Here is a 12,659-nt window from a genome sequence, read left to right on the forward strand (position 1 = left end):
CCGGGCAGTTAAAAGTCAGGGGCGAACGCTGGCAAAGAAAACCCCGGTTGCGCCGATCATTGAGCGGATGGTTGCTGCACTGAATAAGGTTTATCGCGAGAAACATATTGAGGTGAAACTTTCGCTGGAGGGTGAGTACCAGCTGCCGGCAGATGAACGAGATCTGATGGAGCTGTTGGGGAATATTCTCGAGAACGCCTTTAAATATGGTCATAGCCAGGTGGCCGTTTGTTTCAGTAATGGCGGGGGGATGCTGCAGATCGATATCTCAGATGATGGTGATGGCATCTCACCGGAGTTGCGGCAAACCATACTTAAACGCGGTGCGCGGGCGGATACTTCGGCCCCGGGACAGGGCATCGGTTTATCTGTCGCGGTTGATATTCTCAGTAGTTATGACGGTGAGCTGGAGATCGGTGAGGCGGCCCTGGGGGGCGCACTGTTCTCTATCCGGATGCCGCTGAATTAGACGCGTCGCTGTATTGCCGGGCGGATAAATGCTGCTGTACGACTAGTCCAGCAGCTTGGCAAACGCCTTGGAGTTGCGCTGATAGTTATACATCTCGCGTTTTTTGTTCGGCAGGCTACTGATCTCAGTTGGCTCGAATCCCCGCTCAATAAACCAGTGCGCGGTGCGGGTGGTCAAAACGAACAGCCGGTTCAGTTGCTGCTCCCGTGCCGCATCCTCAATGGCATCCAGTAGTTTTTCCCCCCGCTCACCACCTCGGTACTCCGGTGAGATAGCGACACAAGCCAGTTCTCCTACCCGCTCTTCCTGAAATGGATAGAGGGCAGCACAACCGACGATCGCACCATCAAGGGCCACCACGGTAAACTGATCGATCTCCGCTTCCAGCAGTTCCCGGGAGCGGCGCACCAATATTCCCGCTTCCTCCAACGGCCTGATCAGCTCCAGAATGCCACCGACATCTTCAATGGTGGCAGGTCTTACCTGTTCGTAGGAGTGCTCGATCACCATGGTACCGATGCCGTTACGGCTAAACAGTTCCGACAACAATGCGCCGTCTTCCCGATAGCTGATCAGATGGCTGCGGGCAACACCATGCCGGGATGCCTTTACGGCGGCCTGCAGGTGACGGCACAGCTCGGAGGGAACCTGATCCGGCGCACTATGCTTTGCCATATACTGATTTACCAGCCGCTCAGCGGTATCAGCCAACAGTTCGGAACGCAGCGCCTCGGTACTGTCACGCACCCCGCCATCCTCTCCAAACATGATCAGCTTATCGGCATCAAGACTGATAGCGACCTGAGTGGCGACATCCTCGACGGCGAGATTGAATACTTCGCCGGTGGGGGAATAACCCAGGTGTGACAGCAACACAATATTGTTGATATTGAGCTGTTGTCGAATCGCCTCCCGGTCTATTCTGCGCACCTCGCCGGTATGGCAAAGATCCACGCCGTTGTATACGCCAAAGGGTCTGGCCGTGACGAAGTTACCACTACATACGCGGATTTTCGCACCGTGCATTGGTGAGTTAGCCAGCCCCATGGAGAGCTTTGCCTCGATCTCGATGCGCAGGCTTGCCGCAGACTCGATGACGCAGCGCAGAGTGTCTGCGTCCGTCACCCGCAGGTGGTGGTGAACCCGGTCTTCGATATTCTGTTGTTCGAGTTTAGCTTCAATCTGCGGACGTGAGCCGTGCACCAGTACCAGTTTCACCCCAAGACTGTTGAGCAGGGCGATATCATGAATAATGTTGGCAAAATTGGTGTCGGCCAGCGCCTCACCTCCCAGCATCAGGACGAAGGTTTTCCCCCGATGTGCATTGATATAGGGAGAGCTGTGGCGAAACCAGTTTACGTATTGGCTGCTATCAGTATTCACGATTAAAAACAGTACCTTGCAATCAGTTGTTCCAATACCGCTACTGTAGGCTTTATCTGATCAAAAGCCAAATATTCATCGGGCTGGTGGGCCTGATCAATGGAGCCTGGTCCCATGACAATGGTATCCATTCCCAAGTTCTGTAAAAACGGCGCTTCGGTACCAAAAGCAACCACTTCCGCCTGATAGCCGGTGAGTTTTTCCGCCATGCTCACCAGCTCAGAGTGCTTGTCGTTGTGAAATGCGGGCAGACCGGGAAACAGTGACTCCGTTATAATCTCGACACCAAACATTGATTCCAGCGGTTGTAAGCGCTTGCTAACCGCTTCGCGCAGGTTTTCTGGTGACATCCCCGGCAGAGGCCGCAGATCGTATTCCAGCTCACAGGAACCGCAGATGCGGTTGGGGTTATCGCCACCATGGATGCAGCCGAGGTTCAGGGTGGGTACCGACACCGCGAAATCACTGTTCTGATAATCTCGCTGCAACTCTTTGCGAAAATTGATCAGCTCGCCCAGTACCGAGTGCATGGCGTCCAGTGCACTGGCTCCCAGGCTGGGGTCGGAGGAGTGACCTGCGCGGCCTTTAATTCTCACCTGCTCCATCATCACCCCCTTATGCATATAGATGGGGCGCAGACTGGTAGGCTCACCGATCACCGCATAGCGTGCTTTTGGACGGCCTGCGTCAGCGAGTGCCCGGGCACCGCTCATCGAGCTTTCCTCATCGGCGGTTGCGAGAATGATCAGGGGCTGTTGCAGGGCTTTGTCGGTAAACTTGCGGGCCGCCTCAATCGCAATAGGAAAGAAACCTTTCATATCACAGCTGCCCAGACCATAGAAACGACCATTTTTTTCGGTCAGTTTAAACGGATCACTGTTCCACAACTCCGCATTAAATGGCACGGTATCAGTATGGCCAGATAACACCAGCCCGCCGGGGCCACTGCCCAGTGTGGCGATCAGGTTGGCTTTTTGCGGATGTCCCGGTATCGCCATCACCTCAGTTTTAAACCCTAAAGCGGACAACCATGCTTCAAGTTTTTCGATCACGCCCAGATTGCTCTGATCCCAATGGGCCGCAGTGCAGCTTACTGAGGGCGTCGCAATCAGTTCTGTGAGCATGGTCAGCAGGTCAGGCGTGGAGGGTTGCATAGAAATATCCGCTTATTATTTAACTTTCTTCACATTGTGCCGCTTTCGGCAGAAATAAAAAAGGCGGCCTGTGCAGGGCCGCCTTTTTGCTCGTTATCCGGTTTATCCGAAGATCCCTTTCAGGGTGAAGAAAATAATGATCGACAGCAGGGCACCGGCGGGCAGTGTAACCAGCCAGGAGACAAAGATTGTGCCGACCACCTGCAGGTTAAGCGCTGAGAGGCCCCGTGCCATACCGACACCCAGAACGGCACCCACCAGGGTGTGAGTGGTAGAGATCGGTAGGCCAGTACCTGAAGCAAAAACCACGGTTGAGGCGGCGGCCAGGGTCGCGGCGAAGCCCCGGCTGGGGGTCAGCTCGGTAATGTTATTGCCGACAGTGGCGATTACTTTATGGCCATACATCACCAGACCGGCAACAATGCCGCTGCCGCCCAATAACAGAATCCACACGGGCATCGCGGATTTTTGCGCTACTTCACCCCCTGAACCTACAACACCAACGACTGCGGCCAGTGGCCCTACGGCGTTAGCGACATCGTTTGATCCATGAGCGAATGCCATTGCACAGGCGGTGAACATCATCAGCACGCCAAATACTTTTTCGACACTGGCAAAGTGGTAATCGACATTATCCTCTGCCCGTGCATGTATTTTGCGCAGCATCAGGATGCCTAAGATCATGGTGGCAAGGGCTACTGCGATAGAGATCATTGCACTGTCGCCAAATCCAGGATTCAGACCCACATGCTTGAGACCTTTGGTAAAGGTCACCATGGAGACCATAAAGCCGACCACGAAAATATACATCGGGACATATTTCTTGGCGTTTTTGAATGGGTGTTTTGTATCGAGAATCAGAACCTGCACACTGCGGTAGAGGAAGAAGGATATAATGCCTGCGGTGACCGGTGAGACTACCCAACTGGCAACAATTTTGCCCACCTTGTCCCAATGCACCGCATCTACTGAAACCCCCACCGCTGCAAAACCAACAATGGCGCCAACAATCGAGTGAGTGGTTGATACGGGCCAGCCCATTACGGTGGCTATCAGCAACCAGATGCCGGCGGCCAGCAGTGCCGAGAGCATACCGTAGACTAACAGTTCCGGTGATCCGGAGAGTACCGCAGGGTCAATGATCCCTTTGCGGATAGTTGCTGTTACCGCGCCACCGGCAAGATAGGCACCAGCAAATTCAAACACGATAGCGATCAGAATCGCTTGTTTTAGCGTTAACGCCTTGGAACCGACAGAGGTTCCCATCGCATTGGCGACATCGTTTGCGCCCACACCCCAGGCCATAAAAAATCCAAACACACACGCCATGATGACCAGGATAGAGCCATAGTCTGCAATGATGCTCATGTTAACTACCTAATTTCTAAGATTCGGAGAAAGTTTGATCGCCAGATTTACTTAGCCAGCAACAACTGCAGGCGGCTGCCTACCTGTTGTGCTTTGTCGGCGAGGTCGCCAATCCAGCTAATAATCTGATAGAGGAACATGGCGTCGATTGGGTGCAGCTCTTTCTCAACATCGAACAGGGATGAGCGCACTTCGCGTTCCATTTCGTCGGCATCATGTTCGAGATCATCGAGATCATGCAGCATATTCTCGACAACATTAACTTCATGCCCGCGGAAACCCGCCGTTATCAGCTCATCCAGTTCATTCAGTGCCATCAGTGCCTGGCCTGAGGTTTTCAGTGAGGCGCGAATATACTCGGCAATGGAGGGTTGAATCGCTTGAGGAATCAACATCTTGCGCCCGAGCATCAGCCCGGCAATATCTTTTGAACGGTTGGCTATCTTATCTTGCATCCGCAGCAGTTCAAGCAGGTCTGTGCGGGGAACAGGCAGAAACAGACTGTTGGGGAGATTCATCCGAATCTCTTTCTTCATCGTGTCTGCTTCTCCTTCCAGTACGGCGATGCTGTGCTGAATCTCAGCTGCCTTCTCCCAGTCTTCAGCCATGACAGCATCAAAAAAGGGTATTAATTGGATAGCGCAGGAGTGAGCCTTAGCAATATGTTCCTGCATGGGCTGGAATGGAGATCGTGCAAACATCTGCAAAATCGGGTTATTTGTAACCATAAAATCACCGGTATTCGTGCAAATTTTGCGCGAGTATACGTTGGCTGCTGATCTATTTGTAGTGAAAATGAAACATAAATGTAACCAAACTGACTCTGGCGCAATGAGTATGGCGGATGAGTTATGGCTTGCAGCCATCTAACACGCTGATTTTTGGGTTTTTATTTTTCGCTTATTTGATAATGTTAATTTTTTATGACGTCCGGGTTGATGATAAACCGGTCGTGCAGAAAACGGCTTTTTGATAAGCTGGAAGAACACACTGGCCATCGACAGAGTACCTTTCCATATGCTCAGCCAAAGAATAAAAAGTTTACCGCCACTGATTCAGCCCGGCGCAGCGTTAAATCTGGAGAAGGCGTCAGCGTCGCTTAAAAACCTGTCTGTTTCGGTTGATGGTTTTGACGCAGATCTGCTGCGTGTTCTGACAGGCAGTGACTATGTCGCCGAGCAGCTGAATCGAAAACCTCAGCTACTTGAGGAGCTGCTAAGCAGTAATGATCTGTACCGTGCCTATGCTGTTAATGAATATAGCCAGCGGTTGGCGCAAAGCCTGTTGCAGGTGGAAACTGAAGCGCAACTGCATACTCTGCTGAGAAAATTCCGTCAGCGAGAGATGGTGCGGATTATCTGGCGTGATCTGACCCGCAGCACGGATATGCGTGGCACCACGGCAGACCTGTCAGCCCTTGCCGATGCCTGTATTGGCCAGGCGCTTGAGTGGCTTTACAACGATTGTTGCAGTCACTGGGGAACGCCCCACTCTCAGGCCTCTGCGGGGCGTGCGGCACAGCCACAGCAACTGGTGGTGTTGGGGATGGGTAAGCTGGGCGCCTATGAGCTGAATCTGTCATCCGATATCGATCTGATCTTCGCTTATCCGGAAAAAGGGATGACCGAAGGTGGTCGGCGGGTGCTGGCTAATCAGGATTTTTTCAGTCGTCTGGGACAGAAGTTAATCCAGGCGCTGGATAGTATTACCGCCGATGGCTTTGTGTTTCGTACCGATATGCGTTTGCGTCCCTACGGTGCCAGCGGCCCGCTGGTATGCAGTTTTCCCGCGATGGAAGAGTATTACCAGAATCAGGGCCGTGACTGGGAGCGCTATGCGATGATCAAAGCGCGGGTGGTGGGCGGCGATCAGCACGCTGGAGCTGAGCTGCTGGAGATGCTGCGCCCCTTTGTTTATCGCAAGTATATCGACTTCAGTGCGTTTGATTCGTTACGCTCGATGAAGGATATGATCAATAAAGAGGTGCGGCGTAAAGGTTTGCAGGGGAATGTAAAACTGGGTTCTGGCGGTATCCGTGAGGTGGAGTTTATTGCCCAGGCATTTCAGTTGATCCGCGGTGGCCGTGACCCTCGTCTGCAGCAGCGGGAGCTGCTGAATATCTTGCCGCTGCTGCCGGAAACGGTAGGCGTACCTGAGCAGGCGGTCATTGAGCTTGCTGCAGCCTATACCTTTCTGCGTAATGCCGAACATGTGATTCAGGCTGTTGCTGACCGGCAAACCCAGGAGCTGCCCTCCGATGCGGTGGGACAGGCGCGGATGGCTTACAGTATGGGGTTTGAAAACTGGGATAGCTTTATGGCTGAGCTGGATCGCCAGCGTGGGCGGGTCAGCGAGCACTTTGCCGATGTTATTGCACCGGCAGACTCCGCGCCGGTCAGCACCGATCAGAGCAGTGAATGGCTGCAACTATGGACCAGTGATGTTGATGCTGCGGAGGGGGAGGCGTTCTTTGCCCGTCATGGACTGGATAATCCGCAACAGGCCTGGAAGGCGTTCAGCAACCTTAAGTCCAACCGGTCAGTGCAGGTAATGCAGGCGGTTGGACATGAACGTTTGCAACTGGTATTGCCGAAGCTGATGACCGAGGTCGCAGCGGTGGATAACTCCGCGGAAACCCTGGAACGGGTGTTACTGCTGATCCAGGCGGTTATCCGGCGTTCCTCCTATCTGGTTCTCCTGGCGGAAAACCCCGGGGCAATGAAACAGCTGATGCGGCTTTGTTCTGCCAGTGCCTGGTTTAGTGAAACTCTGGCAAAACAGCCGGTGCTGCTGGATGAGCTGATTGATCAGCGGACGCTGTACTCTCCTCCCTCGAAAGCGACATTGCAGTCTGATCTGCGCCAGCAGTTGCTGCGCATTCCTGAGGAGGATGAAGAGCAACTGATGGACACGCTGCGCTACTTTAAGAGTGCCCATGTATTGATCGTCGCCGCGTCAGACATCACCGGTGCGTTGCCATTGATGAAAGTAAGTGACTATCTTACCTGGCTGGCGGAGGTGATTCTGGAGGAGGTGCTGGATATCGCCTGGCGCCAACTATCGGAAAAACATGGCGTTCCCCTGAAAGCACCGGGAGTGCCCTGTGATCCGGACTTTATCATTGTCGGTTACGGCAAGATGGGGGGGATTGAACTGTCCTATGGCTCAGATCTGGATCTGGTGTTTGTCCATGATGCTGACGCCAGCCTCTATACGGAGGGGAAAAAGCCGATTGCTAATTCGGTGTTCTTTACCCGTCTGGGTCAGAAGATTATTCATATCCTCAACACCTTTACCACGGGTGGTCACCTCTATGAGGTGGACATGCGGTTACGGCCTTCAGGTAATTCTGGTTTGCTGGTGAGCTCTCTCAAAGCGTTTTCTGAGTATCAGGAAAAAGAGGCCTGGACCTGGGAGCATCAGGCACTGGTGCGGGCGCGGGTGATTGCCGGCTCTGAGTCGTTGCGGCATAAGTTCGAACAGGTACGGGCCGCTATACTGACCCAACACCGGCAGCCGCAAGTGTTGGCTGAAGAGGTGGTGAAGATGCGGGAAAAAATGCGCGAGCACCTGGGCACCTCAGAAAAAGAAGCGGGCGAGCTGTTTAATCTGAAACAGGATCGTGGCGGTATCGTCGATATTGAGTTTATCGTGCAATACAGTGCCCTGGCGAATGCGCACCAGTATCCTCAATTGATTGAATACACCGATAATATCCGCATCCTGGATGCGATGGAGCAAACCGGGGTGATCCCCGCGGCAGACGCTGAGACCCTCCGGGAGGTGTATAAAAATTACCGCTCAGTGGGGCATCGGCAGGTACTGCAGAACCGCTCCAGCGTCGTCAGCCCGAATGAGTTAGAGGCGTGTCGTGAGGCGATTATGCAGATCTGGAATGCCCAGCTGACCAGCTAAGCGGTATTTAAAAAGCAAAAAAAAAGCTCTGACAACATTGTCAGAGCTTTTTCTGTATCAGACGCTCTGAAAGAGCGTCGTCAATTATGCCGCCAGGTTCTGGTTAGCGAAGTCCCAGTTTACCAGCGCCCAGAAACCTTTCAGGTAGTCAGGACGTACGTTGCGGTAATCGATGTAGTAAGCATGCTCCCACAGGTCAACGGTCAGCAGTGCAGTCTGACCATTGGTCATTGGCGTGCCGGCGTTGCTGGTGTTAACGATTTCCAGAGAGCCGTCAGCGTTTTTAACCAGCCAGGTCCAGCTTGAACCGAAGTTGTTAACCGCTTTGTCGTTCAGTTCTTCCTGGAATGCGGCAAAAGAGCCCCATTTAGCGTTGATAGCGTCGGCAATTGCACCGGTTGGCTCGCCGCCACCGTTTGGTGACAGGCAGTTCCAGTAGAAAGTGTGGTTCCAGATCTGAGCTGCGTTGTTGAATACGCCGCCAGCAGGTGCCGACATGATGATCTCTTCCAGAGATTTTCCTTCGTATTCAGTTCCTGGTAGCAGACCGTTCAGCTTAACAACATAGGTGTTGTGGTGTTTGCCGTGGTGGAAGTCCAGAGTTTCCGCAGAGATGTGGGGTTCCAGTGCATCTTTGGCGAATGGCAGTGCTGGTAGTTCAAAGCTCATAATTAATTACCTTTTAGTGTCAGGTTCAGCATAGATAGTGAAACTGTTAAATAAACCAGGATATTTATATAGGGCCTTTAGTATAAGAATTCAAGCGTTGTAGCCCTTTGACCGTGAATCATAGCACCCTTGTTAGTGCTTTTCATTGCTTGTAAAACCCTTTTGAAAACAGGGGAATGCCCAATGACCTTGCGTATAGACTAAAGTTAGCTGACAGATGTTACGGAACTGTTAGAATCTGATCTCGTTGAAATTATAACAACTCAATATGACGACTACTTATTACAATAAAGGCGATAACGGGTTATGGGTAAAGTGTTTCTCTGGATAGCAGCAGTACTGCTGGTGGTTTTTTTTGTGAAAACTCAGTATCTGACATCGAAAACCTGGGAGCCTTTTAAACAGGGTTGTATCGCTGGAGGCACCGCAACTGAAGAACAGTGCAGCTGCCTGGCAAACTATGTTCATAAGCACTTCAGCGATAATGACGTTGAGAAGATTATGCAGGGGACTATCACCGATCCAGCGCTGAAACAGAAGGTGGAAGGTATTGTCCGGGTTGGCTCGCGGGAGTGTAAAAACCCCTAAATAAACGCCGCGACTGGCGCGGGAAGGGCTGCTTATTGACGCAGCCTGAAGTTCGCCTTGGGGTCGGTGCCGGGTTTTTCTCAGGCCGTTCAGCGCTGTTGTAGCTGTTCGCGTATCATATAGAGTGCTGCGATAGCGCGGCCTTCGGAGAAATCCTCCCGGCTGATCAGCTCATCCAGTTGTGCCAGCGGCCAGCGAATGACCTCCATCTCTTCCGGTTCATCCCCTTGCAGGCGGCACGGGAATAAGCCTTCCGCCAGTACCACGGTGATTTTGTGGCCCATATAGTTAGGTGCTGATGTCATCTGTTTAATCACCCGTAACTGTTCAGCCCCAAATCCGGCTTCCTCTTTGAGTTCGCGGTTCGCCGCCAGCAGCGCATCCTCACCGGGATCGATCAGCCCTTTCGGCAGTGTCAGCAGGTAATCTTCCAGTCCTACGGCATATTCTTTAATCAGCAGAACGTTCTGTTGCTCATCCAGTGCTGCAATCATCACTGCGCCCCGCCCACGGTTGGCCAGTCGCTCGTAAGTACGTTGAACACCATTAGAAAACCGCAGCTCTATCTCCTCCACTTGAAACAGGCGGCTCTTAGCGGTGGCGGTTACCTTCAAAATATCCGGTTTTACAGGCATACTGGATCGTTCCTCGTCATTCAGTGACCAAATACAAAACTAATATAACCCGCAGCTCTGACTTTTTATATGGATTGGACGAATATTGATACGGTGCTTCTTGATATGGATGGCACCCTGCTTGACCTGCATTTTGATACCTATTTCTGGCTGGAGCATCTTCCGCTTCGCTATGCCGAGCTGCACCGGGTTGATTTTCATGCAGCGCAACAGTGGCTGCATCAACGGATTATGCAGGAACAGGGCACCCTGAACTGGTACTGTCTTGATTACTGGTCAAAGGAGCTGAATGTTGATATCAAAGCGCTTAAGCGGGAGATCCGTGAGCGAATTGCGTTTCGCCCCCATGTGCATGACTTTCTTGAACACCTTCAGGCAGAGGGGGTGCGTCGGGTGATTGTCACCAATGCTCATCAGGACAGCTTAGCGCTCAAGCTTGAGGAAACCGGGCTGGATCAGCTGGTAGACCGGATTATCTGCTCCCATGACTATCAGATTCCAAAAGAGCAGCAGGGGTTCTGGCAGCAGTTGCAGCAGGACGAGCCCTTCGACCCTGCGCGGACGCTGCTGGTGGATGATAGTCTGGCGGTGCTGGCGTCTGCCCGGGAGTATGGTATTGGTTATCTGCTGAGTATTTTTCAGCCCGATAGTCAGCAGCCTGGACGTGAGATTGCGGATTTCAGTGCCATTGATCATTTTAATGAGTTAATAACGCGTAGATGACTAAACAGATGAGTAATCAGACGGGCTCCGCCAAAGGCGCTCAGCAACAGAAAGTCAGACTGGATAAATGGCTCTGGGCGGCGCGGTTTTTTAAGACACGGGCGGCAGCAAAAGAGGCGGTAGAGGGCGGCAAAGTCCATTATCAGGGACAGCGGGGTAAATGCAGCCGCACGGTTGAGATTGGCGCAAAGTTAGTTATTCGCCAGGGGTTAGATGAAAAAACCGTTATTATTGTTGCGATATCTGACCAGCGCCGGGGCGCACCTGAAGCACAGCTTCTCTATCAGGAAACGGAAGAGAGCATCAAAAGCCGGGAAGAGAGTGCCGCGGTACGTAAAATTATGCGCGGCAATGGTGCGCCGGATCACCGGCCAAACAAAAAAGAGCGGCGCAAGATTATCCAGTTTAAAGATCGCTAGATTTGCTGCGCTTATGCTAATATCAGACTTTTTTACCGGGACATTATTTCAGCCGGGCCTGGGTAAACTATAGCTAAAGAGATGGGTTCCAAAATTTAAAATGAGCAGTTCTGATCAGCTTCAACGGGTTATCTTTGAACAGGCGGACATCCGCAGCGTATTGGTTGGCCTTGAACAGAGTTATCAACAGGCATTGGCAAAGCACCATTATCCTGCGCTGATCAACATCTTACTGGGTGAGATGATGGCTGCGGTGAGTCTGCTCAGTGCTACGCTTAAATTTGATGGTCGTTTAATCCTGCAGGCACAGAGTAACAATCAGCTAAAAGTCCTGATGGCAGAGTGTAACCATCAACGGGATCTGCGCGCCATCGCCCGGTTTGATGGCGAACTGCCGGAGCAGGCAGAGTTCTGTGATCTGCTGGAAGGTGGTCAGTTAGTGATCACTATCGAGCCTGAGCAGGGCAAACGCTATCAGGGGGTTGTACCGCTTGAAGGTAAACGACTGAGTAACTGTCTGGAAGCCTATTTTGCCTTCTCCGAGCAGTTGCCGACCCAGATCCATCTGGCGGCAGATGAGCAGCGGGCTGCTGGTTTTCTGCTGCAGGTGATGCCAGCCAAGGGCGATTCTGCCGCCGACTGGGAGCATTTCAGCTGCCTGGGCGCAACCCTGTCCGATGATGAGTTACTGACTCTGAATAACGAAACTATCTTGCGCCGACTGTTTCACGAAGAGGATTGCCGTCTCTTTGATGCAGATGCCCTGCAGTTTAAATGTGACTGCTCCCGCAAGCGTACCGGTGATGCCCTGCGTTATATGACTCAGGAAGAGTTGGAGCAGATTGTGCGTGATGAGGGTAGCATCGATGTCAGCTGCCAATTCTGTAACGAACTTTACCAGTTTGATCTGGCAGATATCGCCATGTTGTTCTCTGATAGTGCCAATATTGAAGGGTCTGATCAGTTGCACTGATTCGGCTGTGTGAATAAGTTACTGTTTTAGCGATTGTTTTTTTGTGTGTCCCGGACGTTTTTTTTTGCCGCCAGGAAATGTCCGGGCTGATGGTGTTTTGTACGCTTTTTTGACATAATACGCCTCCTTAATAATAACGGCTCCGTTGGGTTTCCGGCAGGAAATATCAAGAACAGGGGTCAGGCAGCTTTATCAGGTAAATTACTTTTTTTGGCTAGAAGCCAAGGGAATCAAGCAATGAGCAAAGAAACCGTGAACACTGTACACGTAAATTTGAGCCCGGCTCAGCTAGTTGAAAAAGCCATTCAGCGTGGCGAAGGTGTCCTCGCTGACACAGGTGCGCTGGTGGTGAAAACTGGCAAT

The 12,659-nt window shown here is 52.2% G+C and carries 12 protein-coding genes; 6 read left to right on the forward strand and 6 right to left on the reverse strand.

What is annotated here, in order from left to right:
* The coding region (locus tag ACQY8X_RS19370) for an ATP-binding protein (RefSeq protein WP_428036776.1) at positions 1–469 on the forward strand (469 nt) is incomplete at its 5' end.
* Positions 470–511: 42 nt separating this feature from the next.
* Here the strand turns inward: ACQY8X_RS19370 and argA are convergent.
* The 4 genes from argA to ACQY8X_RS19390 form a co-directional block, all read right to left on the reverse strand.
* On the reverse strand, positions 512–1,852 hold the full coding sequence (gene argA / locus ACQY8X_RS19375) for an amino-acid N-acetyltransferase (protein ID WP_428036777.1): 1,341 nt from the start codon (positions 1,850–1,852) through the stop codon (positions 512–514).
* Between the two features lie 2 nt (positions 1,853–1,854).
* The gene (argE, locus tag ACQY8X_RS19380; RefSeq protein WP_428036778.1) at positions 1,855–3,006 is read right to left on the reverse strand and encodes an acetylornithine deacetylase; all 1,152 of its coding nucleotides are present in this window, start codon (positions 3,004–3,006) and stop codon (positions 1,855–1,857) included.
* Positions 3,007–3,108: 102 nt separating this feature from the next.
* Positions 3,109–4,374 carry an inorganic phosphate transporter gene (locus ACQY8X_RS19385; protein ID WP_428036779.1) on the reverse strand — a complete coding sequence of 422 codons (1,266 nt, stop codon included), beginning with the start codon at positions 4,372–4,374 and terminating at the stop codon, positions 3,109–3,111.
* A gap of 47 nt (positions 4,375–4,421) precedes the next feature.
* Positions 4,422–5,102 (reverse strand): TIGR00153 family protein, encoded by a 681-nt coding sequence (locus ACQY8X_RS19390; RefSeq protein WP_428036780.1) that lies wholly within the window; start codon positions 5,100–5,102, stop codon positions 4,422–4,424.
* A 241-nt stretch (positions 5,103–5,343) separates the two neighbouring features.
* On the opposite strand from ACQY8X_RS19390, the gene glnE reads away from it, so the two are divergent.
* Positions 5,344–8,289, forward strand: a complete 2,946-nt coding sequence (gene glnE / locus ACQY8X_RS19395; protein ID WP_428036781.1) for a bifunctional [glutamate--ammonia ligase]-adenylyl-L-tyrosine phosphorylase/[glutamate--ammonia-ligase] adenylyltransferase — start codon at positions 5,344–5,346, stop codon at positions 8,287–8,289.
* Positions 8,290–8,373: 84 nt separating this feature from the next.
* Here glnE and ACQY8X_RS19400 read toward each other — a convergent pair whose 3' ends face one another.
* Complete coding sequence (locus ACQY8X_RS19400) at positions 8,374–8,958, reverse strand: Fe-Mn family superoxide dismutase (protein ID WP_428036782.1); 585 nt, start codon at positions 8,956–8,958, stop codon at positions 8,374–8,376.
* A gap of 306 nt (positions 8,959–9,264) precedes the next feature.
* On the opposite strand from ACQY8X_RS19400, the gene ACQY8X_RS19405 reads away from it, so the two are divergent.
* A complete protein-coding gene (locus tag ACQY8X_RS19405) occupies positions 9,265–9,546 on the forward strand; it encodes a hypothetical protein (RefSeq protein ID WP_428036783.1) in 282 nt (93 codons plus the stop codon).
* 89 nt (positions 9,547–9,635) lie between these two features.
* On the opposite strand, the gene nudE is transcribed toward ACQY8X_RS19405, so the two are convergent.
* Positions 9,636–10,181: an ADP compounds hydrolase NudE gene (nudE, locus tag ACQY8X_RS19410; RefSeq protein WP_428036784.1), complete on the reverse strand. Its 546-nt coding sequence runs from the start codon at positions 10,179–10,181 to the stop codon at positions 9,636–9,638.
* A 69-nt stretch (positions 10,182–10,250) separates the two neighbouring features.
* Between nudE and yrfG the strand changes: the two genes are divergently transcribed.
* The 3 genes from yrfG (at position 10,251) to hslO (ending at position 12,296) form a co-directional block, all read left to right on the forward strand.
* Complete coding sequence (gene yrfG / locus ACQY8X_RS19415) at positions 10,251–10,904, forward strand: GMP/IMP nucleotidase (protein ID WP_428036785.1); 654 nt, start codon at positions 10,251–10,253, stop codon at positions 10,902–10,904.
* 8 nt (positions 10,905–10,912) lie between these two features.
* Positions 10,913–11,323: a ribosome-associated heat shock protein Hsp15 gene (hslR, locus tag ACQY8X_RS19420; RefSeq protein WP_428036786.1), complete on the forward strand. Its 411-nt coding sequence runs from the start codon at positions 10,913–10,915 to the stop codon at positions 11,321–11,323.
* 100 nt (positions 11,324–11,423) lie between these two features.
* Positions 11,424–12,296, forward strand: a complete 873-nt coding sequence (gene hslO / locus ACQY8X_RS19425) for an Hsp33 family molecular chaperone HslO (protein ID WP_428036787.1) — start codon at positions 11,424–11,426, stop codon at positions 12,294–12,296.
* Positions 12,297–12,659: the final 363 nt, after the last annotated feature.

It is taken from the genome of Amphritea sp., from assembly GCF_050300915.1.
GTDB lineage: Bacteria > Pseudomonadota > Gammaproteobacteria > Pseudomonadales > Balneatricaceae > Amphritea.

Excerpts from the sequence above, each read along its gene's own strand:
- argE (WP_428036778.1), bottom strand. The coding sequence starts at position 3,006 with ATGCAACCCTCCACGCCTGACCTGCTGACCATGCTCACAGAACTGATT.
- ACQY8X_RS19385 (WP_428036779.1), bottom strand. The coding sequence starts at position 4,374 with ATGAGCATCATTGCAGACTATGGCTCTATCCTGGTCATCATGGCGTGT.
- ACQY8X_RS19390 (WP_428036780.1), bottom strand. The coding sequence starts at position 5,102 with ATGGTTACAAATAACCCGATTTTGCAGATGTTTGCACGATCTCCATTC.
- ACQY8X_RS19400 (WP_428036782.1), bottom strand. The coding sequence starts at position 8,958 with ATGAGCTTTGAACTACCAGCACTGCCATTCGCCAAAGATGCACTGGAA.
- ACQY8X_RS19405 (WP_428036783.1), top strand. The coding sequence starts at position 9,265 with ATGGGTAAAGTGTTTCTCTGGATAGCAGCAGTACTGCTGGTGGTTTTT.
- nudE (WP_428036784.1), bottom strand. The coding sequence starts at position 10,181 with ATGCCTGTAAAACCGGATATTTTGAAGGTAACCGCCACCGCTAAGAGC.
- yrfG (WP_428036785.1), top strand. The coding sequence starts at position 10,251 with ATGGATTGGACGAATATTGATACGGTGCTTCTTGATATGGATGGCACC.
- hslR (WP_428036786.1), top strand. The coding sequence starts at position 10,913 with ATGAGTAATCAGACGGGCTCCGCCAAAGGCGCTCAGCAACAGAAAGTC.
- hslO (WP_428036787.1), top strand. The coding sequence starts at position 11,424 with ATGAGCAGTTCTGATCAGCTTCAACGGGTTATCTTTGAACAGGCGGAC.